This window comes from Streptomyces dryopteridis (assembly GCF_049606955.1).
Classification (GTDB): Bacteria; Actinomycetota; Actinomycetes; order Streptomycetales; family Streptomycetaceae; genus Streptomyces.
Genome location: NZ_CP187114.1, coordinates 145,237 through 164,030 on the forward strand (window position 1 = coordinate 145,237; position 18,794 = coordinate 164,030).

Here is an 18,794-nt window from a genome sequence, read left to right on the forward strand (position 1 = left end):
CTCCATCTCCGGTGTGACCCCCCTCACATCCTCTTGAACCTCACACGAGTGTGAGGTCCTAACGTCACCGTCATGACGAACACGAACACGAACACGAAGTCCGCACCGACGGCGACCCGACAGTTCGACACCATGTTCCCCCTCGGCGGCGACCTGCCCGTGCGCAGGGTCGGATTCGGCACCATGCGCCTGGCCGACGCGGCCGACGCCCCCGGCGGTGCCGAGGCCGCGATCTGGACCGCGCCCGGCGACAGGGCGGCGGCGATCCGGCTGCTGCGTTGGGCGGTCGAACGCGGGGTGAACCTGATCGACACCGCCGACGCCTACGCCCTCGGCGCCGGCGAGGAGCTGATCGCCGACGCCCTCCACCCGTACCGCGACGACGTGGTCATCGCCACGAAGGTCGGCGTGCTGAGGCCCTCGCCGACCGAGTGGACGCCCCTGGGACACCCCGACTACCTGCGCCAGCAGGCCGAGCTGAGCCTGCGCCGGCTGCGCACCGACCGCATCGACCTGCTCCAACTCCACCGGCTGGATCCGAACTACCCCCTCGCCGACCAGATCGGCGCGCTGGCCCGACTGCGCGACGAGGGCAAGGTCCGGCACGTCGGGCTCTCGGAGGTCACCGTCGCCCAGCTCGAAGAAGCCCGTCGGATCGTCCCCATCGCGAGCGTGCAGAACCTGTACAACCTGGCCACCCGCGACCACGAGGACATGGTCGCCCACACCGCCGAGCACGACATCGCGTTCATGCCGTTCTTCCCCCTCGCCACGGGCACCCACGCCGCCGCCGGCGGCCCCCTCGCCGACATCGCCCGCGAGATCGGTGTCACGCCGTCGCAGACGGCACTGGCCTGGCTCCTGCACCACTCCCCCACCATGCTGCCCATCCCCGGCACCACGTCCGCCACGCACCTCGCGCAGAACACCGCCGCCCTCGACATCGCCCTCACCCCCGAACAATCCGCCCGCATCGCCACCGCCACGGGCGCCGCCTGAGCACGGGACGGAGCGAGCGGGTGTCCGGCGCCGGGCGGGAGTGCGGCTCAGCGCAGGGTGCTGAGGCCGAGGGCGATCAGGGTGAGGACCTTGATCACTTCGAGGGCCGCGTAGGAACGGTGGGCCGCGCCTCGGCGCGGTGCGGGGGCGCCGGCGAGGGCGGCGCGGCTGCGGCGGGCGAGCATCGGTTTGACGACGCACAGTTGCGCGGCGAGGACGAGGCCCGCGGCGAGCGTCCATCCCAGGGTCGCCGGGGGTGTCGTGGTGAGGGCGGCGAGGAGGGCCAGGGCCGCCAGCAGGGCGAGTTCGACCCTGTTCAGGGCGCGGAAGACGATCCGGCCGATGCCGACGCCCAGGGGGACGGTGATGCCCGGGGCGCGGAACTTCAGCGGGGCTTCCAGGAAGGAGATGGCCAGGACCATCCCCAGCCACAGGAAGGCGAGGGCGGAGGTGAGGTGGGGGCCGAGGTGGGAGGAGAACTGCACGGGGTGTTCCGTTTCGGACGTGCGTGTGCGCGTGCGCGCGCCCGTGAGCGCGCGCCGCATCACGGCGCTGGGTGGGGGGTGGGGTGGGCCCGGCCCGGCGTCGTGGTGTGCGTCGGCGGTGTGGCCGGCGGCGGGCTCGGATCAGCCGGAGGGGCGGTCGGAGGGGCGATCGGTGGGGGGATCGGTGGGGAAGTCGATGGTGCAGAGTTCGGGGCCGGCGAAGGGGTGGAGGGTGATCCGGCGGTCGGGGTCGGTGGTGGCGGTGAGTCCGTCGAGGAGCCCTTGGTGGACGGCGCAGACGACGGTGGGACGGGTGCGGGCGAGGTCGCGGTAGGGGCAGCCGTGCAGGAGCAGGCGGGGTGTGCCGTCCTCGGTCTTGTCGCGTGCGGGCCGGAAGCCCATGCGCGCGGTGTGCTCGAAGGCCAGGTCGACGGTGGGGTCCTGGCCGGGTTTCGGGGGCGGGCTCGGGCTGGGTGGGGTCGGGTGGGGGGTGAGGCGGTCGGCCCAGCGGCGGCCGGCCGCGCGGGGTGAGGCGCTGTCCCCGGCGACCACGTCGGCCAGGGCCCGCGCGAGGTCGCGGTAGGCGCTGTCGGATCGTGCGGGGTCGGAGGCCGGGTCGGGTGCGGCGTGCCACCGTTGTTTGGGGCGGCCCCGGCCGGGGCCCGGGGTCGCGGTGGCGCCGACCAGTCCGGCCTCGGCGAGGGCGGTCAGGTGGTGGCGGACGGTCGCGACGGCCAGCCCCGTCGTGGTGGCGAGCTCCTCCGCGCGCAGCGGTTCGGCCGCCTCGCGCAGGAGGGTCAGCAGGCGCCGCCGCGAGGGGACCGCGAGTGCGCGGTGGAGGAGTTCGCCGCCGTCGGTCGGTTCGGTCATGCCTCCAATTTAGATCGTCGTGGTCGCGGAAATACCGGGTCCAAGGGCCCGCCCTCCGCGTACGGCCTCTCGGTGCGGGCGCTCAGGCGTCGGCGAGCCAGAGATCGGGGCCGAAGACCTCGTAGTGGATGTCCGCGGCCGGAACGCCCTTGGCCAGGAGCTGGGCGCGGACGCTCCGCATGAAGGGCAGGGGCCCGCACAGGTAGGCGCGGGTGCCGGGCAGGACGGGCACGCCGTCGAGGTCGACCAGGCCGGTGCGGGCCGCCGGGTGTCCTTCGTCGGGGTGCTCGTACCAGAAGTGGGCGGCGGCGTCGTGCAGCTTGTCGGTCAGTGCCTGGTGGGTGGCCCGCAGGGGGTGGGCGGCGGGGGTGCGGTCGGCGTGGACGACGGTGACGGGTGCGCGGTGGCCGGTGTGGGTGAGGTGTTCGAGCATGGAGACCATGGGGGTGCAGCCGATGCCGGCGGAGGCGAGCAGCAGGGGTGTGGTGGGGGCCGCGTCGAGGGTGAGGTCGCCGTAGGGGGTGGAGAGGAGGAGGGTGTCGCCTTCGCGGAGGTGGGAGTGGAGGTGGGTGGAGACCTCGCCGGCGGGGGTGTCGTGTCGGGGGTCGACGCGCTTGACGGTGATGGTGCGGGTGGGGCTTTCGGGGGCGCTGGAGAGGGAGTACTGGCGTATCTGGCGTGCTCCGTCGGGGAGTTGGGTGCGGACGGACACGTACTGGCCCGGCTTGAACTCGGGTGCGGGCGCGCCGTCGACGGGGCGGAGGTGGAAGGTGACGACGTCGACGGTCTCCTCGGTGCGTCGTTCGACGGTCCATTCCCGCCAGACGTCGCCGGCCAGGATGCCCTGCTGGGCGTAGAGGCGGGCCTCGATGCCGATCAGGGCGTTCGCCATCAGCCAGTAGACCTCGTCCCAGGCCGCGACGACCTCGGGGGTGGCGTGGTCGCCGAGGACCTCGGCGATCGCCGCGAAGAGGTGTCGGTGCACGACGGGGTACTGAGCGGGGACGATGCCCAGCGAGGCGTGCTTGTGGCCGATGCGCTCCAGCATCACGTCCGGTCGGCGGTCGGGGTCGGTGACGAGGTGGGCGGCGAAGGCGGCGATGGATCCGGCGAGGGCCTGCTTCTGGAGGCCGGAGGTCTGGTTTCCCCGGTTGAAGAGGTGCCGCAGGAGTTCGGGGTGGGCGGCGAACATGCGCTCGTAGAAACGGCTCGGCGATCGTGCCGATCGCGGCCTGGACGGCGGGCAGGGTGGCGCGGACGGTCTCGGTGGACGCGGGGGACAACATCTGGGGGTTCCGATCGATTGGGGGGATGACGGGACGGGGTGGTGTGTGTTCGGTGTGTCAGGGGTGGGTTTGCGCGTGTTCGGTCGCGGGGCGGGGGTGTTCGTGGTTCGGGCCGTGTGGTGTGGGCGGGGGCGGGTGGCGGAGGGATCGGGCCGTGGCCAGGGCGGCGACGAGGGCGGCGGCGAGGAGGAGGATGCCGGGGACGAAGGTGTCGGTGGCGTGGCGCACGGTGCCCAGGAGGAGGGGCAGAGCAAAGCTGCCGAGTCCGCCGACCGCGCCGACGATGCCGCCGACGGCTCCGGACCGGCCGGGTGGGGCGAGGGTGGCGACGAGTTGGTAGACGGCGCCGGCGGCGGCGCCCATGAGGGCTCCGGCCAGGACCAGGGTGGCGGCGACGACGGTCGGTCCGGTCCCGGTGGCGGCCACGGTGACCGTCGCCGCCGCGCCGGGCAGCGCCAGGTGCAGGAGGCGGACGGCGCCGATCCGGTCGGCGAGCCGGCCGCCCAGGACCCGCGCGAGGACGGCGGCGACGGTGAAGAGCGCGGCGGTGGTGGTCGCGGCGGCCGGGGGCATCCGGTCGGCGTCGGTGAGGAGTACGGGCAGATAGAGGGCGAGTCCGCCGTAGCCGCCGTAGGAGACGGCGTAGAGCAGGGAGAGTCGGACGGTGGTGGGCAGGCGGGCGGTGTCGCGCAGCCGGGGAGCCGTGCCGGAGGCGGTGGGCTCGTGGCCGGGGGCGGGGGACATGATCTTCAGGCAGCAGGCGCCCACGAGCAGCAGGAGTGCGGCGGGGAGCAGGAAGGCCGCGGTGCGACCGGCGGTGTCGACGAGCCACGGGGTGACGGCGGTCGCCACGGCGGTGCCGGCGGTGCCGAGGCCGAACAGGCCGAGGGCGGTGCCCCGGCGGTGCGGGGGATACCAGGCGTACAGGTGGGGCATGCCGGCGGCGAACGCGGTTCCGGCGACCCCGAGCAGCAGTCCGCCGCCCAGGACCGCGAGCAGCGGCCCGTCCACGAAGGCGAGGAGGGCCACCGGCGGGACGGAGATCCAACAGACCCCGGCCATCACGCGATGTCCGCCGTAGCGGTCGGCGAGCGCGCCGACCGGGATCCGGCCCAGCGAGCCCACGAGCACGGGCACGGCGGTGAGCAGCGCCGTCGCCGGCGGGGAGAGCGAGAGGCGTGCCTGGTATTCCGGGGCCACCGGGCTCAGCAGGGCCCAGGCCCAGAAGCAGCTCAGGAACGCGAGGGTGGCCATGACCAGGTTGGTCGCGGCCCCGCGCGGGGTGGCGGGGAGGGGAGGGGCCGGGGGGCGCGGGTTCGGGAGGGGAGGTGGGGCGGCGAGCGACATGGGTCCTCGTCATGGTCGTGCGCACGGGGGTGTCCGATCCAATCGGACATTCGCGGGCGCGTCGGGATGTCTGGGGGGAGGGCGGTCCGACGGTTCGACCCGGCGTTCGGCGAGGCCACGGACACGGGCCCGCGCTCGAACACGGCACGGTCACCGCGCCGTTCGCGGTCACCGCGCGGGCGAACGCACCGCCGGATGCGGCGTGGTCGGTACCTGCGACCACCGCAAATTTAAATCATGGACATTGTGTAAAAACTTGCCAAAGGACCCGCCCTCCCGGGACCTACGCCCGAACCCACCCTCCCTCGGAGCGAACCGACGGCCGGGGGCGTCCGCCGTACGCGGCTCGGGAAACAAGACCGGGGCCGGCGGACGCTAGCATCACCGCGGCGGGGCCTGGGCAAGGCCCGCCGGGCGGCCGACGGGCCGCCCGCCGTCGGGAGGGGGGCGGCGCGGCGGACGGCTCGTGCCACACGGCACGCGGCACCGACGGCCGGCTCGTGGCGCCGTACGGGCAGCCGGCTCGTGGCGCGATGCCGATGGACGGCTCGTCGCGCGGCGCCGGAGGGGTCAGCCGATCTGTTCGTCGGCGAAGGGCCCCTCGGGCAGCCAGAGGAGTTCGCGGCGGGCATGGACCTCGCGGATCCGCGCCGCGCGAACGGTGGTGTCGTCCACGTCGGTCCACGGCTCGCACAGCGGGCAGGCGCCACGCGCGTGGCCGGGGGACACGTGGTCGAGGGGGTCTTCCCAGTCCCCGGCGGCCAGATCGTAGGGGTCGAGGTCCCAGGCGTCGACGTAGCGGGACGGGTACGGCTGCATGTCCCCCATCCTGCCGCGCGCGACCGCCGGAAGGGGACCGAACCGGCGTGCTCGGGGGCGCGACCCGGCGTACAACCGGCGGAATCAGCCCGACGGTTCACCGGCCGGCACCCGCACCGGGCCGAGTGACCCGGCACGTTCCGAGTGACGGACCGTCGGTCGTTCCGCAGGAGCAGGGGGCGCCCGGACATGCGTCCGACGTAGCACTCGCATCCACCCCTGGGGGGTGACGCACCTGCCCCGTGGCCGCGTCGAGGATGGGGGCAGGGGCCGAAACGCCCCGGGGAGCGCTTCCCGCAGCGTGCCCGCACGGCCCGGACCTCCACGGACCGGCGCGGCACGGCGCGGCACGGGCCTGATCGTGTCCGCGTCCGAGCGGACCTCCTGACGGCCGTCGACGGCGGGTAGCGGTCGTGGGGAGGGACCGGCGGTCGGCGGGGCGGCCGGCTCAGGGGGCGGGGTGTCCGGGGGCGCGGTGTTCGGAGTCGGAGCGTCCGGGGGCGGGGTTTCTGGGGGCCACGCCGAAGAGGACCATGTCGACCATCTCGGCGGCGATCTCCTCCGGTTTCCCGACCAGGGGGGTGCCCTCGACGGAGCGCAGGATCAGCGGCGCGGTGAGGAGTTCCGCGATGGTTCCCGGGTCGAGGTCGCCGCGCAGTTCGCCCGAGGCGATGCCGGCCCGGATGGCCCGCCGGGTCACCTCGCGGCGGGGCTCGACCACGTCGGCGTAGTAGCGCTCGCGCAGCTGCGGGTACTGCCGGCCGGCGGCGACGAGTCCGTTGAGGATGCTGGTGGCCCGGGCGTTCTGGAGTCGGGTGACCAGGACGCTGAGCAGCAGGATCAGGTTCTCGCGGGCGGTGGCGCGGTCGGGCGGGGGCAGCGGCGGGTTGAGCGTGGCGACCGCGTCGACCAGGAGGGCGTCCTTGTTGGGCCACCGCCGGTAGACGGTGTTCTTGCCGACGCCGGCGCGGGCCGCGATGACGTTGATGCTGATCGCGCCGAGGTCGGTGCCCTCGTTCAGCAGGTCGAGGGCGGCCCTCAGGATGGCCTGTTCGGAGTCTGCGCTGCGCGGCCGCCCTCGGGCGGGGCGCCCGCTCGGCGGGGCCGGATCCGTCGAGGGGGCCGGGGCGGTGGGCGCCGGGGCGGTGGGGGAAGGGGATTCAGTCGGCAACGGGGACCTTCTCGTCGTCGCGGCTCGTGGTGGCGGGTGTCCCGGGTGCGCCCTGTGCCGCGCGGGTGCGCCCCGGCAGCCAGAGTAGGGCGATCAGCACGCCGACCGCCCCGAAGGCCACGGAGCCGATCACGGCCAGGTGCATGGCGTGGACGAATGCCTCCTTGGCGGGTTCGAGCAGCGCGTCGGCGTGCGGGGCGAACTTCTCCACGAATGCCTCGGTCGCCGTGATCGAGCCGGACAGCTCCTTGACCGCGCCCGGCTGGGCGTGCAGCTGCGGGACGGCGTCCAGGACCGGGATGATCCTGTCGCGGTAGGCGGAGGTGAGGACGGAGCCGAGGACCGCGACGCCGAGCGCGCCGCCGACCTGGCGGACGGTGTTGCTGATGGCCGAGCCCTCGCCCGCCTTCTCGCGCGGCACGGCGGCCATCACCGCGGCGGTGGCCGGAGGCATCACGTTGGCCATGCCCATGCCCATGAAGAACAGGGCGATCTCCAGGTGCCAGATCGGGGTGTCGGTCCCGGCGAAGAGGTAGGAGCCGAGGGAGAGGGTCACCAGGGTCATGCCGCCGGCGATGACGGCGCGGGAGCCGAAGCGGCGGACCAGGCCCGCGCTGCGGGAGGAGAAGATCAGCTGCGCGGCGGCCAGCGGGATCAGCAGAACGCCGCACTTGAGCGGGGAGAAGCCGCGCACGGCCTGCATGTAGAAGGAGAGGAAGAAGGTCATGCCCATCAGGGCGAGGAACACCAGGCCGACCACGGCTATGGCCGCGGAGAAGCTCTTGTGGCGGAAGAGGCGCACGTTGAGGGCGGGGTGCTCGGTGCGGCGCTCCCACAGCACGAACGCCACGAGCAGCAGCACGCCGAGGAGGATGGTGCCGACGGCCTCGGGCTCGGACCAGCCGATGTCGCCGCCCCGGATGATGCCGTAGACGAAGGCGGTGATGCCGACGATCGACAGCGGCACGCCGACGGGGTCGAAGCGGCCCGGGGCGGGATTGCGGGAGTCCGGCACCAGCAGGAAGATCAACAGCAGTCCGGCGGCCACGATCGGGATATTGACGAGGAAGACCGACCCCCACCAGAAGTGCTCCAGCAGCACGCCGCCGGTGATCGGGCCGATGGCGATGGCGATGCCCACCGCTCCGGACCAGATCCCGATGGCCTTGGGCCGCTCCGCCGGCTCGAACACGTTGGAGATGATCGCGAGCGTGGTGGGCATCACGGCCGCGCCGCCGATGCCCATCAGGATCCGGGCGGCGATCAGCTCGCCGGGCGACTGGGCGTAGGCGGAGGCCAGGGAGGCGATGCCGAACACGGCCATGCCGATCAGCAGCATCTTCTTGCGGCCGATCCGGTCGCCGACGATGCCCCAGGTGAACAGGAGCCCGGCGAAGGCCAGGGTGTAGGCGTTGGTCGCCCATTCCAGATCCGTCTGGGAGGCGCCGAGCCCCCGGTTCGGATCGGCGATGGTCTTGAGCGCGACGTTGAGGATGCTGGAGTCGAGGACGACGACCAGCAGGCTCAACACCAGCACGCCCAGGATCAACCAGCGGCGCCGGTGCACCGCCGGGGCGACTGCGGGAGTGGTCATGGGGACTTCCGTTCACGATTTACGAGACTTCGAGGTCTCGTAAACGGTAGTCCTCATTTACGAGACCGGCAAGTCTCGTAAATGAGGGAGCTCAGGGCGCCGCCACGCGACGGCGGGCAGCGGGCAGCCCATGGCAAAGGCCCCTCCCTCGGGACGAACGCCGGGAACGGGGGCGGGCGGCGCGGGCGTGGAGCGTACGTCGGTGCTCAGCGGCGGTAGGCGGCCGTCGCGGTCTCGATGAACGAGCGGACCAGCGGGTTGGTCTCGCCGGCCTTGCACACCACGACCACCCGACTCGGCGCCATGTCGATCAGCGGCACCGCGGTCAGGCCCTCGGGCAGGTCGTGACCGAGCGGGCCGAGCGGGGCCAGGCCGACGGTGCCGTTCCAGAGCACGGCCTGCAGGCACTCCTGCACCACCCGCACCACCGGGCCCTCGCGGGTCTCGCCTCCGTTCCAGTACGCCTGCCAGATCGGGTCGGTCCCCGGCGGGAACCGGAACCAGCGGCGGTCGGCCAGGTCGTCCAGGGTCAGGCGGTCGAGACGGGCGAGTGGATCGTCGGCGCGCAGGACGACGCCGACCGGATCGGTGCGCAGCTCACGCACGAGCAGGGCGGTGTCGTCGAAGGGCGCACGGGTCAGGGCGAGGTCGACCAGTCCGGCGCGGAGCCCGCAGGTCGGATCGGTCAGGTCGGTGTCGCGGACGCGGACGTCGACGCCGGGGTGGCGGCGTCGGTAGTCGGCCGCGAGCCTGGTGACCCCGGGGTCCGTGCCGTCGCCCAGGATGCCGACGGTGAGGGTCGCGGTGCCCGCCGCCTCGGCCACGCGGACGCGGAGGCGGTCGGCCCGGTCGAGGAGGGCCCGCGCCTCGTCGAGCAACACCGATCCGACGGGGGTGAGCGCGACACCGGCCGGGGAACGGACGAACAGCGGGGCACCGAGCTCTGCCTCCAGCCCCTTGATCGCCCGGCTCAGCGGCGGCTGGGTCATGTGCAGGCGCGTGGCGGCCCGACCGAAGTGCCGTTCCTCGGCGACCGCGACGAAGTAGCGCAGGATGCGTAGCTCCACGCCGGGACGATACCCCCGGGGTATCGGCGTGCCGGAACAGGTCTTGGACGGGGGCGGCATCCCGACGGTGTACTCGCGGTACACGGCACCGGCCCGGGCACGGGCACCGCCGTCGCCCGGCACGACCAGCTCACGCAGCCCACCCGGCCCACCCGGCGCGACCCGCTCGTCCGGCTCGTCCGGCTCGTCACTCACACACGCTCACGTGCGGATTTCGGGGCAGTCCCGAATCCGCGGGTCGCCCGCGCACGGTGGCCCTGAAGGGAATCATGACCATCGCCTACTGGATCGTCGCCGCGTCGCTCGCCTCCTTCTACCTGTACGCGGGCCTGCTCAAGGTGGTGCGCGACCGCGACCGGCTTCGGCCGATGATGGCCTGGGTGGATCGCGTGCCCCTGCCGGCCGTCCGCGTGCTGGGAATCGCGGAGGTCCTGGGCGCGGTCGGACTGCTGCTGCCGCCGGCGACGGGCATCGCGCCGCGGCTCGCCTGGCCGCGGCCATCGCGTTCCTGGTCCTGCAGATCGGTGCGATCGCCGTGCACCTGACGGGCGGGGACCGCAGGATCGGGCTCAACCTCGCGCTCCTCGCCGGCGCGGCCGCGACCGTCGGGCTCGCCTCCGCCGCTCTGTGACCCGCGTGCTCAGGGTGGACCGGGAAGGGGCCAGTGGCCGGGGCCGGAGCGGCGGAGGGCGGCGCGTATGTGGACCATGGCGAGCACCGCGCTCAAGTGGGTCTTCCCGGCCGTGAGGCGGACGTGTTCCCGGCAGAACCACAGGGCGTTCTCCGGGTGGCCCACGTCCCCGCGGAGCGGTCGGACCCGTCGGAACCACACCAGGGTGAACGCGTCGTGACCCACCTCCGACCACCCCACCCGACACACCACACACCGCGGAGGCATCACGGCCCCACCCCCCTCGCTCGACCGTTCGAGTCCCCCGAGTCTCCCACTGAGCACCGACAACGGCCCCTCGGCCCAAGGCGCTTCGGTGGCCCCCGTGCGGTCGGGCAGCCGGGGTCAGCGGTGCGTGTTTGTTCAAGAGGGTCTGGGGGGTGGGGTTTCACGATGGGTGGGCCCGGTGGTCGCCGGGCGGTTCCTCGTGAAGGGATGCACCCGTGTTCGACACGCGCAAGGTGACGTTCGGTCTGGTCGCGGTGACGACGCTCGCGACCTCCGCCCTCCTCGCCGCCCCCGCCGGGGCGGCCGGCGCTCCGGCCCCGGACGGCACGACCCGTTTCGCCTCGTTCGAGGGCCGGACCCTGGACCTGTCCGGGGACTGGGGCGCCGCGAAGGTCTGCATGGTGTGGAAGGGGCGCGGGGTCGCGGAGTGCTTCCGCACGGCCGCCGCGCAGGAGGCCCGTGCGCAGGAGCTGCGCGAGACGTCCACCGCGCGGCAGGCCCTCGCCGCGTGCTCGACCCCGCTGGACCTGTACGGGGACGGCGGCCGGCAGGGTCGGAACCTGAAGTTCTACGACCGCGGGTACTGGCAGAACCTCTCCGCGTACAACTTCGACAACCAGATGTCCTCGTACTGGACGGGGGCCTGCACGGCGCACCTGGCGGAGAACGCGAACGGCGGCGGCTACTGGTATCCGGGGAACACCGGGCCGAACCACATCGAGGACGTGCTGCGCAGCGGTTGGAACGACCGGGTCAGCTCCATCAAGATCGACTGACCCGGTCCGGCAGCACGACGCTGGTGACCTGCCCGGTGACCCGGTCGACCCCGACCGGCCCGGGCAGGGCGGCGTCCCGTTCCGTGCGGAACCTGCGGGGCGAGCGGCCGCTCATGGCCTTGAACTCCCGGTTCATATGGGCCTGGTCGCTGAATCCGCAGGTCACGGCCACATCGGCCAGGGGGCGGTCGCCGCGGGCGACGAGCCGCAGGGCGTGTCGGAAGCGCAGGACGCGGGCGGTGGTCTTCGGGGGCAGGCCGATCTGTTCCTTGAACAGGTACTCCAGCCGGCGCGTGCCGCGACCGCTGTGCGACACCAGTTCGCCGACCGAGAGGCCGCCGTCACGACGGACCAGCGCGTCCCACGCGTGGCGCAGGGGCGGAGCGGCGCCGACGCGGGCGTGCCCGGTCCAGGTCCGCAGGCCGGCGTCGAGCAGGGCGAAGCGGGCCGGCCAGCCGGCCGTCTCGTACAGGGCCTCGGCGAGCAGGTCGATCCGCCGGCCGAGGAACGCGCCCGGATCGGCCATCCGGTCGGCCAGGTCGCACATCGGGTGATCGAGGATCCCGAACGCCGCCCAGGGCGCGAGGAGCACCTCCACGCCCTCCACGCGGCCGGTGTGCTCGCCGAAGGTGGGCCGGGTCTGGAGGCCGGAGACCAGGGTGGCGTAGGGCCGGGGTGTCGCGGTGTCGCAGGTGCCGAGCGTCACCCACACCGGGCCGGCGAGGTTCAGGACGAGCGAGACGCAGCCGTCGGGCAGTTCCAGCCGTCGGCGGGGGTGTCCGAGGTCCATGCGGTAGCCCCGGTAGCCGAGCACCCCGGGACGGAGCCCCGGGTGCGGCAGGGCGCGGACCACCTCCCACGTGCCGTGGGGGCAGGTGTCACGGGTGTGGGCGCGGGGGGTGGGGGATGGGCCGGACGCGGACGGCATGTCGCACCTCCTGCCGCGCCGGGCGGGTGGGGGGCCGGTCGCGGCGGCAGACGGTCGGACGGTTCCGGGGGGGGGGCGGGGATCGGCGGCGGGCGCGCACGCGGTGGTCGGCCGCGGGGCGCGCTGACGCGGCCGCGAGCATGGCAGGGCCCCGTGTCGGCCGCCACGCGGTCCTCGCACGGGTGGGCGGGGGGCGGCCGGTTCACGTCGTGCTCCGCCGGCCCGGGTCCGGGCTCCGCTTTCCGGCCCGGGCGCCGGGCCGGGCGGGCCTCGGGCCATCTCCCATCGCGGTCGACGGCGCACGGGGGTTTCCCGGCGTCGTGCGGTCGATGTTCCGTTCGCCTCGGATCTCGGTCTCGGGGGTCCGAGCCGAAGCCGGCCGAACATCGCCGGGCGGGGCGGGCGCGGGCGCGGAGCTTCAGTGGTCGTCGGCGGTGAGGCGGGTCACCGCCGCCACGACGGCGCGACGCTTGGCGGCCACGGCCGCCGGGTCGGCGGGGTCGAGGGGTTCGGGGGCGCCCTCGGTCCACGTGGTGGCGATCGAGACGATCAGTGCGAGCAGCAGCTCGGGCGGGAGGCCGGGGTCGTCCTGTCGCGGGGCCCGTGCGGCGGTCAGCGCGGCGAGTTTGGCCGCGTTGGCGGCGGCGACGGCGGGAAGGTCCGGGGTCCGCCCGCCGCGCTCCAGGCTGTGCCAGCGGGCCAGGCGCATCAGGTGCGGGTGTGCGACGTGGAAGTCGAAGAGGGCGCCCGCGTAGCCGGGCAGGTCGTTCGCCGTGATCGGCGTGGACTCCACGATCTCCCGCACGGCCTGCTCGAAGACGGCGTCGAAGAGCTGCTCCTTGTTGCCGAAGTAGACGTAGAGCAGGTTCTTGTTCTTGCCGGCGGACTCGGCGATCCGGTCGACGCGGGCGCCGGCTATGCCGTGGCGGGCGAACTCGTCCGCCGCGGTCCGCAACAGCTGTGCGCGCGTGGCCTCGGATTTCCTGGTCATTTCCTCATGGTAGTCAGCCCCGCCCCGACCTCCTCACGGGTAGCGGACGCGGGTCGGTTCCTCGGAGCGTCGCCACAGGTCGGCGGCGCGGGCGAGGTTCGGCGGCGGCGTGCGGGAGGCGGACCGGGCCGGGGGCCCGCGGCCTTCGGCGCGTCCGGTCGCGCCGTGGAACCCGCCCGGGCTTCCGCCCCTCCACACCAGGTCCGGCGCCCACAGGACGGGGGCCGCACGGTGGGCGCGCGCGGTCGGGGCGCGCGGGCGTGGTGGCGGAGCGGCGCGGGCGCGGGTGGAGGCGCCGGAGATCGGCCCAAGTTGGTCTGGACCATTGCGCGGTGGGGGGCGCGCCACTACGTTTCCCTCACGGCCGCACGGCCGGCACACGCACCCTCACCGCATCGTCCATCCGGGAGGACACGCCATGTACCGTCGCCTCGCAACCGCCCTCACGACCGCGGCCGCCGCCGGCGCCCTCGCGCTGGGGGCCGGCGGCGCCGCCGAGGCCGCCGGGCCCGGCTTCTACGCCCGCAGCCACCACTCCTCGTACGCGGAGTGCCAGGCGGCCGGCATCGCGGGCCGCCCGATCTGGGGCGCGCTCTTCCTGTGCGAGCCCTTCGCCCCCAGCCGCCCGGACGTGTACGTGCTCTGGGTCCGATACTGACCCCCGCCCCCCACTCGGACCCCGGCCGCGTGACCACCCCGTCCAGGGCGCGGTGGTCACGCGGCCGAAGTTCGAGTCGGGCCGCGGGGGCCGTGCGCGTGGACACTCGGCGGGTGGGAGGCGGGGTCGGTCGTGGCGGGCGTTCGTCCCGTTACCTTGGCGTCGTGACGGCGGAGAGCACGCGGGTCGAGGAGGGGCCGGACCGGTTGGTGGCCCTGTCGGACGGGATCTACGCGATCGCCATGACCCTGCTCGTCCTGGACGTGAAGGTGGCGGACGGTCTGGATCCGTCCGCGTTGCGGGACGCGCTCGTGCGGCTGTGGCCGCAGGTGGCCGCGTACGTGTCGAGTTTTGTGCTCCTGGCCGTGTTCTGGCGGGACCACCGGCGGCTGTTCCTGCGCGTGCGTCGCGTCGACAGCACCCTGGGCGGGCTGGTCGTCGCCTCGCTCTGCGCCGTCGCCCTGCTGCCGTTCCCCACCGCGCTGCTCGCCGAATACCGGCTCCAGGCCCCGGCCGTCGCCCTGTACGCGGGCGTGATCACGCTGATCGTCGCCCTGCACCTGGGGGCCGCCGGCACCGTGTGGCGGCGCGCCGGTCTGCGGCGCGGGCACATCGGTGACGCGGTGGGGTTTCGGGTGGCCCAGGACCTGGGGGCCACGGTCGTCTTCTTCGGCCTGTCCGTGCCCGTCGCCTTCCTGTCCCCTTCCGCCGCGATCTGTCTCTGGTTGCTGCTGATCCCCGTGAAGGTGGTCACCGGGCGCCGGGTACGCACGGCCCTCCACCGCGAACGCGCGCGCGATTGACGGTCGGGGCGGGTCAGTTCACGGGCGGGATGTTGGTGAGGCCCTTGCGGGCGTTGGTCACGGTGTTGCTCGTGTGGACCTTGTTGGGGTTGGCGGCGCACTTCGACACGGACGGGACGTACACGGCGTAGTCGCCGACGCCGCCGAGGTCGGACCTGTTGTCCCGCCAGACGTTGCCGCAGCCGTATCCGGCGAGCGGGTTGTGGACCTCGTAGCCGTTGGCGAAGGTGCCGGGCGGGGCGAAGGTGCCCGTGTTGCCCTCGATCAGGTAGTCGTTGCCCTTGGCGTCGATCCAGGAGTCGCCGGAGTTCTCGCCCGTGATGCCTCGGGCGTCGAAGGTGTTGCCGCGGACGGTTCCGCCCCGGGTCCCCTCCTTGATGTCGACGCTCTCGGCGGCGACGTTCGGGCCGATGCGGTTGTCGAGGACCTGGACGCGGTCCGAGGCGTCCACACCGGTCGGGCCCGCGTAGCAGGTGAAGTTGGACTTGGCGGAGCCGATGTACACGCCTTCGCCGTAGCCGGGTTGCACGAGGCCGGTCCGTTCGATGGTCGCGTCGCGGAGCACGCCGTCGGAGGAGGACCGGCGGAAGTGCACGGCCTCCTCGTCGGTGTCCCGTACCGCGACGCCAGCGATCGTCACGTGGGTGGCGGAGTCGAGGACGATGCCCTTCTTCGATTCGGCGACGGTGAAGCCGCTCAGCTTCCAGTGGCTCGCCCCGAACAGCCACAGGCCGTAGCCGGAGTCGTATCCGGCGGCCGGGGCGGGGCAGGAGCCGCTCGGGCCTCCGGTGGGGCCGTCGTTGATCAGCACGGCCTCGCGCGGGCCGGTCAGGGTGATCGGGGCGGTGGCGGTGCCCGGGCGCTCGGCGACGAAGGAGCCCCGGTAGGTTCCGGGCGCCAGGGCGATGGTCTGGCCGGGTTGCGCGGCGGCCAGGGCCGCCTTGAGCTGGGCGGCCGTGGCCACGGCCACGTCGGCGTTCACGGCGGCGTTCACGTCGGCGGCGGCGTGCGCGGGTGGTGGGGTCGCCGCGGTCAGGGCCCCGCAGGTGACGGTGGCCGCGAGCAGGACGGCGAACGTTCGTTGCTTCGTTGACGGCATGACACGACATGGTGGGGCGGGCGGCGCGGGAGGGTCAAGGGGGCGGTTAGGAAACTTTCCTTTCGGTTGTCCTCAGAGGAGGTCCGGGGTCCGGGCGGGGACGCGGGTCACGAAGGTGAGGGCCTCGATGGTCCGGCGGGCCGCCGTGAGGGCGCTGTCCGCGTCGGGGCCGTGCGCGCGGGCCCAGGCGAGTCGGGAGAAGCTGTTCTGGAGGCCCGTGAGTCGGGTCCCGGGTTTGCCGGACACGGTGAGGGTGACGTGTTCGGGTCGGTCGGCGTCGGCGCCGAGCACCTCCACCAGCGTGCCCTCGGTGGGGGCGCCCGCGAACCAGATGGCCTCGGCGCGCCGGATCCGGTCCGGATCGGCCAGCACGGCCCGGATGCCGGGCAGCACCTTCTCCCCCAGCACCTGCCGGAGCTGACACTCGATCATGTCCACGCCGGTCGCGTCGGTGACCATGTCGAAGAGTTCGTCGCCCCCGGTGCGGACGTGCGTCTCGATGACGCGGGGCCCCTTGGGGGTGAGGATGATCTCCGTGTGGGTCGGCCCGAAGCGGATGTCGAGGGCGGTGAGCGTGGCGGTGACGTGCGCGCGCACGGCCGCTTCGTCGGCCGGTTCCAGGGGGGCCGGCATCACGTGCCCGAGCTCGACGAGGCTGACGGGTTCGGAGTACTTGCGGGTGACGGCCGCGATCACGTGCTCGCCGTCCTCGGAGAACGCCTCCACGCTGAACTGCGGCCCGTCGAGGTACTCCTCCACGAGGGCGCGCGGGTCGGGCAGCGCCTCGGTGGCGCGACGCAGGGCCTCGGCGGCGCCCGAGGGTTCGCGCAGGACGGAGACGCCGCGGCTGGCGGCCCCGGTGAGGGGTTTGACGACGCAGGGGTAGCCGACCCGCTCCGCGAAGGCCGTGACCTCGACCGGGTCCGCGACCACGGCGGATTCGGTGACCTCCACGTCGGTCTCGGCCAGGCGACGGCGCATCGCGTTCTTGTCGAGGACGATCTCGACGACCTCCGGGGTGTGCGTGTGCAGTCCGAGGTCACGCGCGATGGCGGCGGCCTGGGGGCGACAGTCGTCGTAGAAGGAGCCGATGCGGGTGATCGGGGTCAGGGCGTGGACGGTCCGGGCCAGGGCGATCCACTCCTCGACGGGGGCGTCCGGGGCCAGGACCAGCACGCGCGCGTGCTCGGGCACGTCGTCGGTCTTCTCGAGGTGTTCCGGCCAACACATGACGGAGGTCGTGACCTCCCGTCCGGTCTCCGCGCCGAACGCGCGCATCCGGGCGGGGATGTCGTAGCCGACACCCAGCACCAGCACATGCTCCGTCACCAGGGGTTCCCTTCGTCGATGGGTGGGGGGTGGGACGTCGAGGTCCACGATCAGCCACCCTTGTCCGGTCGCGGACGCGCGGGCAAGGTGGGTTCGCGCCAAACTGGCCGAGATATCACGGACGTTCGGTCGACGCCCCGGCTATCGTCGCCGGATCGTCCGATCCCTCAGGAGTGTTCGTGAGCGGCAATCTGATTCCTCCGCCCGGGCCGGCCCGGGGCCTGGCCCTCGCCCAACTCGTGTGCCGCACCGGTGACGGCGCTTACTACATCTGCGCGGCCCTGTACTTCACTCGCATAGCCGGGCTGTCGCCCGTGGAGATGGGGCTCGGTCTGACCATCGCGTGGTCCACCGCCCTGGTGGCGAGCGTGCCCCTGGGGCACCTCGCGGACCGCAAGGGTCCCCGGGGCACCGCCGTGACCCTGTTCGTGGGCGCCGCCCTGGCGCTCTCCTGCTACCTGTTCATCTCCTCCTTCGCCGCGTTCGTGGTCGCCGCCTGCGGGTACGCGATCTGTCAGCGCGGCGGTTCGGCCGCGCAGCAGGCCCTCCTGGCGGGGTTGACGCCGAAGGACGCGGTCACGCGGACCCGTGCGCACGTGCAGGCCGCGTACAACGCGGGGCTCGCGGTGGGCGCGGGCATCGGCGGGCTCGCGCTGCTCTTCGACAGGCGGGAGGCGTACGTCTCGGTGTTCGCCCTGAACGCCGCGGCCTTCCTGCTCGCGGCCGCGGTGTTGGCGCGGCTGCCCGCCGTGGCCCCCGTGCCCCGGCCGCCCGCCGGCGGGGGCGAGGGCGGGCGGCGCTCGGGCGGTGGGGCGGGGTCCGTGTTGCGCGACAGGCCGTACATCACGCTCAGCGTGCTCAACACGGTGCTCCTGCTGCACATTCCGCTCGTGGACATCGCGCTGCCGTTGTGGATCAGCGAGCACACCGCCGCCCCGACCTGGTTGTTGTCGCTGATGTTCATGCTGAACACGGTGGCCGTGGTGCTGTTCCAGGTGCGGGTCTCGCGGGGGGTGCGGGGGCTGGAGAGCGCGGCGCGGTACGTGTTGCGGGGCAGTCTCCTGCTCGCGGCGGGGTGCGTGGTCTTCGCGTGGACCGGTTCCACCGACTCCGCGTGGGTGGCGGGCGGGTTGCTGCTGACGGCGGTGGCGGTGCAGGCGCTGGGCGAGATGATGCAGGCCGCGGGGAGTTGGGAGTTGAGCTTCGGACTCGCGCCCGAGGGGCGGCACGGGCAGTACCAGGCGTTCTTCGGGAACGGGACCACCGTGGCCGAGATGGTCGGTCCGCTCGCCCTGACCGGCCTGATCGTCTACTGGGGGGCGCCGGGCTGGCTGCTGTTGGGCGGGCTGTTCGTGGTGGCCTCGGCCGCCCTCGGGCCGGTCGCCCGGTGGGGGGCCCGGGTGCGGGCCGCCGAGGCCGAGGCGTCCGCGCCGGCGCCGGATCCGGCCACGACACCCGGCCCGGGCATCGAGTGACGTGACTCACACCAGGCCCCCGGCAGGCTCGGAGCAAGCCGCCCGAATTGCCGTGGACATCCTGATGACCGGCTTCTCCCGGGACCGTTCAAGGGAATTCACCCCCACCCTCGACAGCGTTTTTCCGCGCCCTTGGGTACCGCTGAGCGGAGAGCCGTGAGAGGCTCGACAACGGCAAGATCATCGATTTCCGCAACAA

General features: G+C 73.5%; 17 protein-coding genes and 2 pseudogenes. 6 read left to right on the forward strand and 13 right to left on the reverse strand.

The window, feature by feature from the left end:
- Positions 1-72 precede the first annotated feature (72 nt).
- Positions 73-999 carry an aldo/keto reductase gene (locus tag ACN20G_RS27025; protein WP_424215812.1) on the forward strand — a complete coding sequence of 309 codons (927 nt, stop codon included), beginning with the start codon at positions 73-75 and terminating at the stop codon, positions 997-999.
- 47 nt (positions 1,000-1,046) lie between these two features.
- On the opposite strand, the gene ACN20G_RS27030 is transcribed toward ACN20G_RS27025, so the two are convergent.
- The 8 genes and pseudogenes from ACN20G_RS27030 to ACN20G_RS27065 form a co-directional block, all read right to left on the reverse strand.
- Positions 1,047-1,421: a hypothetical protein gene (locus ACN20G_RS27030; RefSeq protein WP_424217377.1), complete on the reverse strand. Its 375-nt coding sequence runs from the start codon at positions 1,419-1,421 to the stop codon at positions 1,047-1,049.
- Between the two features lie 204 nt (positions 1,422-1,625).
- Entirely contained in the window at positions 1,626-2,354 is a 729-nt protein-coding gene (locus ACN20G_RS27035) for a helix-turn-helix transcriptional regulator (protein WP_424215813.1), read from the reverse strand.
- Between the two features lie 82 nt (positions 2,355-2,436).
- A pseudogene (locus ACN20G_RS27040) lies at positions 2,437-3,640 on the reverse strand (globin domain-containing protein).
- Positions 3,641-3,697: 57 nt separating this feature from the next.
- On the reverse strand, positions 3,698-4,894 hold the full coding sequence (locus tag ACN20G_RS27045; RefSeq protein ID WP_424215814.1) for an MFS transporter: 1,197 nt from the start codon (positions 4,892-4,894) through the stop codon (positions 3,698-3,700).
- A gap of 663 nt (positions 4,895-5,557) precedes the next feature.
- Positions 5,558-5,806 carry a hypothetical protein gene (locus ACN20G_RS27050; protein ID WP_424215815.1) on the reverse strand — a complete coding sequence of 83 codons (249 nt, stop codon included), beginning with the start codon at positions 5,804-5,806 and terminating at the stop codon, positions 5,558-5,560.
- Between the two features lie 448 nt (positions 5,807-6,254).
- Positions 6,255-6,977: a TetR/AcrR family transcriptional regulator gene (locus tag ACN20G_RS27055; protein WP_424215816.1), complete on the reverse strand. Its 723-nt coding sequence runs from the start codon at positions 6,975-6,977 to the stop codon at positions 6,255-6,257.
- Positions 6,967-8,571, reverse strand: a complete 1,605-nt coding sequence (locus ACN20G_RS27060) for an MFS transporter (protein ID WP_424215817.1) — start codon at positions 8,569-8,571, stop codon at positions 6,967-6,969. Before ACN20G_RS27060 ends, ACN20G_RS27055 begins: the two co-directional genes overlap by 11 nt.
- A 206-nt stretch (positions 8,572-8,777) precedes the next feature.
- Positions 8,778-9,623 (reverse strand): LysR family transcriptional regulator, encoded by an 846-nt coding sequence (locus ACN20G_RS27065; RefSeq protein WP_424217378.1) that lies wholly within the window; start codon positions 9,621-9,623, stop codon positions 8,778-8,780.
- A gap of 284 nt (positions 9,624-9,907) precedes the next feature.
- On the opposite strand from ACN20G_RS27065, the pseudogene ACN20G_RS27070 reads away from it, so the two are divergent.
- Positions 9,908-10,269, forward strand: a pseudogene (locus ACN20G_RS27070) (DoxX family protein).
- Positions 10,270-10,278: 9 nt separating this feature from the next.
- Here the strand turns inward: ACN20G_RS27070 and ACN20G_RS27075 are convergent.
- The gene (locus ACN20G_RS27075) at positions 10,279-10,494 is read right to left on the reverse strand and encodes a hypothetical protein (protein WP_424215818.1); all 216 of its coding nucleotides are present in this window, start codon (positions 10,492-10,494) and stop codon (positions 10,279-10,281) included.
- A gap of 257 nt (positions 10,495-10,751) precedes the next feature.
- Between ACN20G_RS27075 and ACN20G_RS27080 the strand changes: the two genes are divergently transcribed.
- Positions 10,752-11,312 carry a hypothetical protein gene (locus ACN20G_RS27080; RefSeq protein WP_424215819.1) on the forward strand — a complete coding sequence of 187 codons (561 nt, stop codon included), beginning with the start codon at positions 10,752-10,754 and terminating at the stop codon, positions 11,310-11,312.
- On the opposite strand, the gene ACN20G_RS27085 is transcribed toward ACN20G_RS27080, so the two are convergent.
- Both ACN20G_RS27085 and ACN20G_RS27090 read right to left on the reverse strand, forming a co-directional pair.
- The gene (locus ACN20G_RS27085; protein WP_424215820.1) at positions 11,299-12,240 is read right to left on the reverse strand and encodes a helix-turn-helix domain-containing protein; all 942 of its coding nucleotides are present in this window, start codon (positions 12,238-12,240) and stop codon (positions 11,299-11,301) included. The genes ACN20G_RS27080 and ACN20G_RS27085 overlap by 14 nt on opposite strands.
- Before the next feature lie 418 nt (positions 12,241-12,658).
- A complete protein-coding gene (locus ACN20G_RS27090) occupies positions 12,659-13,231 on the reverse strand; it encodes a TetR/AcrR family transcriptional regulator (RefSeq protein WP_424215821.1) in 573 nt (190 codons plus the stop codon).
- Between the two features lie 418 nt (positions 13,232-13,649).
- Between ACN20G_RS27090 and ACN20G_RS27095 the strand changes: the two genes are divergently transcribed.
- Together ACN20G_RS27095 and ACN20G_RS27100 are read left to right on the forward strand one after the other, a co-directional pair.
- A complete protein-coding gene (locus tag ACN20G_RS27095) occupies positions 13,650-13,889 on the forward strand; it encodes a hypothetical protein (protein WP_424215822.1) in 240 nt (79 codons plus the stop codon).
- Between the two features lie 164 nt (positions 13,890-14,053).
- The gene (locus ACN20G_RS27100; protein ID WP_424215823.1) at positions 14,054-14,692 is read left to right on the forward strand and encodes a TMEM175 family protein; all 639 of its coding nucleotides are present in this window, start codon (positions 14,054-14,056) and stop codon (positions 14,690-14,692) included.
- A gap of 13 nt (positions 14,693-14,705) precedes the next feature.
- On the opposite strand, the gene ACN20G_RS27105 is transcribed toward ACN20G_RS27100, so the two are convergent.
- Together ACN20G_RS27105 and ACN20G_RS27110 are read right to left on the reverse strand one after the other, a co-directional pair.
- Positions 14,706-15,791: a right-handed parallel beta-helix repeat-containing protein gene (locus ACN20G_RS27105; RefSeq protein ID WP_424215824.1), complete on the reverse strand. Its 1,086-nt coding sequence runs from the start codon at positions 15,789-15,791 to the stop codon at positions 14,706-14,708.
- A gap of 72 nt (positions 15,792-15,863) precedes the next feature.
- Positions 15,864-17,120: an ATP-grasp domain-containing protein gene (locus tag ACN20G_RS27110; protein WP_424215825.1), complete on the reverse strand. Its 1,257-nt coding sequence runs from the start codon at positions 17,118-17,120 to the stop codon at positions 15,864-15,866.
- A gap of 179 nt (positions 17,121-17,299) precedes the next feature.
- Here ACN20G_RS27110 and ACN20G_RS27115 point away from each other — a divergent pair, with 179 nt between their 5' ends.
- Positions 17,300-18,595, forward strand: coding sequence for an MFS transporter (locus tag ACN20G_RS27115; RefSeq protein ID WP_424215826.1), 1,296 nt, complete (start codon positions 17,300-17,302; stop codon positions 18,593-18,595).
- The last annotated feature ends 199 nt before the right edge of the window (positions 18,596-18,794 follow it).